Annotated in this window: 3 protein-coding genes; 2 read left to right on the forward strand and 1 reads right to left on the reverse strand. The window is 68.3% G+C overall.

What is annotated here, in order from left to right; translation table 11 throughout:
• Together RMO81_RS15055 and fliD are read left to right on the forward strand one after the other, a co-directional pair.
• A partial coding sequence (locus tag RMO81_RS15055; RefSeq protein ID WP_310476746.1) for an EscU/YscU/HrcU family type III secretion system export apparatus switch protein occupies positions 1-1014 on the forward strand: 1014 nt, incomplete at its 5' end.
• Positions 1015-1023: 9 nt separating this feature from the next.
• On the forward strand, positions 1024-2448 hold the full coding sequence (fliD, locus tag RMO81_RS15060) for a flagellar filament capping protein FliD (protein WP_310476747.1): 1425 nt from the start codon (positions 1024-1026) through the stop codon (positions 2446-2448).
• Here fliD and RMO81_RS15065 read toward each other — a convergent pair.
• On the reverse strand, positions 2445-3045 hold a 601-nt coding region (locus RMO81_RS15065), incomplete at its 5' end, for a helix-turn-helix domain-containing protein (RefSeq protein ID WP_310476748.1). The genes fliD and RMO81_RS15065 overlap by 4 nt on opposite strands.

The following is a 3045-nucleotide window of genomic DNA, read 5'->3' on the forward strand; positions in this document are numbered from 1 at the left end:
CCGGCGGCCAGCATTGCGGTGGCGACCCTGTTCCTCAGCCTGGCCGGCCCGGCGTTGTGGCAGGATCTGGCGGGATTCCTGGCCGACAGCCTGGGCCGCGCGGCCGCTGCCGATCCGCGCACGCTGCTGCGCCGGCTGCCGGTTGCGTGGCCGCTGGCGCTGTTCCTGATGGTGGCGGTGACCGCCTTTGGCGTGCAGCTGGCGACGACCCGCCATGTCAGTGCCAAGCTGGCTGCGCCGAAACTGTCGCGCCTGTCGCCCATGAACGGCCTGAAGCGGCTGTTTGGTTGGCAGGGCGTGGCCGGGGCAGCAACGGCGCTGCTGAAAATCGGCGGCATGGCGGCGCTGGCGATGATGGTGCTGCAGCCGCTGCTGCCGGGCCTGGTCGGGCTGGAGGAAGGCGGGCTGCCGATGATCGGCGCGGCGCTGCTGCGGCTGGCGATGGCGGCCACACTGCTGCTGGCGGTGGTGGCGGCGGTGGATGCGGGCTTTGCCTGGTGGCGGCGCGAGCAGCAGTTGATGATGAGCCGCGACGAGATCAAGCGCGAATCCCGCGAGAATGAAGGCGCGCCGGAATTGAAGGCCGCCGTGCGCCGCGCGCAGATGGCGGCGGCGCAGGGCCGCATGAAGAAGGGGCTGGCGACGGCCAGTGTCGTGGTGGTCAACCCGACGCACTTTGCCGTGGCGCTGCGCTACCGCGCCGGTGAAGACGAGGCGCCGGTGGTGGTGGAGAAGGGCCGGCTCGACATGGCGCACGCGCTGATCGCGGCGGCGCGGGAGCTGAAGCTGCCGATCATCCGCACGCCGCGGCTGGCGCGCGCGCTGTTCTGGTCGGCAAAACGCGGCCAGATGGTGCGGCCCGAACTGTTCCAGGCGGTGGCGACGATCCTGGCCTTTGTCATGCGTTTCGACGATCCCGAAGGCGAAGCGGTGCCCGATGTGTTCGTGCCGCCCACCCTGGATTTCGACGAGAATGGCGAGCCGCGCAAAGCCGGCGCGCCGCTGCCGTTATAAGGGGTTACCATGGCCACCAATCCGCTCACCACCTTCAACGCCGGTTCCGGGCTGGACAGCCGCGCCATTGTCGATGGCCTGGTGAATGTGGAGCGCGAATCCCGCTCCGCACCGCTCACCCGGCGGGTGGAGCAGTTGCAGGCTCGCATTTCGGCGCTGGGCCAGCTGCGTTCGGCGCTCTCCGGCATTGCATCGTCGCTCGATTCGCGGGTGCGGACGGGCGAACTGGGCCTGCAACTGGCCAGCAGCGATGCCGCCGTCAGTGTTGAACGGGTCGGGATTGGCCCCGCTGGCGCGGTGGCATCGGGCGTGGTTGTGAACAAACTGGCTGCAGGGCAGCGGCTTAACAGCCCGGTGTTTGCCAGCGGCGCCGATCCGATCGGGCTGGGCACGCTCAGCTTTGTTTTTGGCCAGAAGTCTCCCGATCCGGGTTCCACCAGCTTTCTGTTTGCCGCCGGTGCGCGGCCATCGGTGAATGTGACCATCACGGCGGCGAACAACACGCTGGCCGGGTTGGCCAAGGCCATCAATGATGCAAATGCCGGGGTGACGGCCAGCATCGTCGCCAGCACCGGCACTGCCACGTTGGTGCTGCGTGGGGCAGAGGGCGCGCAGAACGCTTTCATTATCAGCGCCGCGCCCGGCGTGCCAGATCCGCCCGGAACGCCCGGCCTTGAACGTTTCAACCATACGCCGGGCGCTGAAACCATGGTGCAGGGCGAGCCGGCGCAGGATGCCGAGCTGGTGTTGGACGGGGTGGCGATCACGCGGTCGTCCAACCGCATCGAGGATGCCATCAGCGGTGCCCGGTTGACGCTGCGCCGCACCACCACGGCCGGTGTGGCCATCACCGCCTCGCGCGACGGCCAGGCCATATCAGGTGCGCTGGCGGATTTTGTCGGCACTTTGCAGGCCATGCGCCAGCTGATCGGCGATTTCCGCCGACCGTCGCAGGATGGCGAGGCGCCCGGCCCGCTGGCCAATGATCCCACCGCCCGCGCACTCGATCAGCGCATCGCGCGATTGGTGACCGAGCCGGTGACGCAAGCAAATGGCCTGCGGCTCGCCGATCTGGGCGTCAGCATCCAGCGCGACGGCAGCATCACGGTCGATTCCGCCCGGCTGGCCAATCTGCCGCCGACCCGGCTGGCGGATGCCGAAGCGCTGCTCCGCGAATTGTCCGGGCCGGCCAGCCCGACCCGGCCGGGCCGACTGCAAAGCATCGCGCAATTGGCCGTGATTGCCAGCGACGGCCTGACCCGCCAGCGCGACCGCGCCAATCAGGATCTGGCCAAAGTGCAGCGCGCGTCTGAAATACAGCGCACGCTGCTCACCCGGCAATTCGCGGCGATGGATCGTGCCGTGGCACTGTCGCGGGCGACACAGGTGCAGCTGGATCAGCAGATCGCCTTCTGGACCCAGCGGGACGGTTAATCGGCCGCCGCGATATGCATCCGCCGCATTTTTTCGATCAAGGTCGTGCGCTGCAGGCCAAGCAGACGGGCGCAGCGGGCAATGGTGCCGCCGGACAAGGCCAAGGCTTCGCGGATATAGGCCTGCTCCAGATCAGTGAGCAGCTGTTTCAAATCGACACCGTCAGGGCCAAGCAGCGTGGCCGCGCCGAGATCGGGTGATATCGCCTCTGGCGGCAGCGCCATTTCGTTGGGCCGGGGCACAGCCTTGGTTGGCGGCGGCGAGGTGGCGCCGCGCAGCAATTGGGTCAGCGCTTCGCAGCCGATGGTCTCGCCGCCGTGATGCACACAGGCGCGCTCGACGAAATTCTTCAGTTCGCGCACATTGCCCGGCCAGGGCTGGCCGGCCAGCGCCTCCAGCGCCGCCGCGGTAAAGCGCGCCGGTTGCGCCGCTGCCGACAGGAAATGCTGCACCAGGCACGGCACATCTTCGGGGCGTTCGTGCAAGGGCGGCATGGCGATGTGGATGACATCAAGGCGGTAGAGTAGATCAGCGCGGAAGCGCCCGGACGCGATGGCAGCGGTGAGATCGACGCTGGTTGCAGCCACCACCCGCACA

Source organism: Sandarakinorhabdus sp. (genome assembly GCF_031422795.1).
Classification (GTDB): Bacteria; Pseudomonadota; Alphaproteobacteria; order Sphingomonadales; family Sphingomonadaceae; genus Sandarakinorhabdus.